This window comes from Flectobacillus rivi (genome assembly GCF_030056655.1).
GTDB classification, from domain to species: Bacteria; Bacteroidota; Bacteroidia; order Cytophagales; family Spirosomataceae; genus Flectobacillus; species Flectobacillus rivi.
Genome location: NZ_JASHIE010000043.1, coordinates 1 through 575, shown reverse-complemented (window position 1 = coordinate 575; position 575 = coordinate 1). Strand labels below are relative to the sequence as shown.

1 protein-coding gene is annotated in these 575 nt (G+C 44.7%); it reads right to left on the bottom strand.

The window, feature by feature from the left end; genetic code table 11:
• Positions 1–575, bottom strand: a 575-nt coding sequence (locus tag QM481_RS25000) for a hypothetical protein (RefSeq protein WP_283383799.1), incomplete at both ends; no start/stop codon positions are given.

Below are 575 nucleotides of genomic sequence, written 5' to 3'. Positions count from 1 at the left end.
CTTGGACTTGTGAAATCAACTAAGGCTGAACAGCTTGAGGTCAACGCTATCGCATTCGCAGTCATCGCTCCTAAGTGGTTACGGTGACGAACTGTCACATAATAGCTCTCTGGAATGGCCCCTACAAAACTCAAGCAACTTACTCCATCTACATCTACAATATCGCCATCGCGTTGTACTAAACCTGAACGACTATACAAGATCGTACTTGGGTTATTCTTATCGCGTAACTCTACTGATACCCAGTCAACAATCGCATTGTTACCTGTTACCGACAATACCGATGTGGTCGTGGCTTCTTCTGCTCCAATGTGAGGAATGTCTGTGTAAGAGCCTTTGCCATAAGGTTGTACTAATGGAATCAAGCCTTGGCTACGTAAGCCATCTAACATCAATCCTACACTTGTATCGTAAGCACCACGTAAGAACACTTTTGCTGTCAATTTCACTACTGATTGACCAACCGATACGCTCGTATTGTTTGATTGTGCGGCACTTGTTCCGTTAATCGCTACTGGATCTCCACCGCCATAGACGCCTGCTTTGTTTTGGTATACTCCATTACTCAAGGCTGT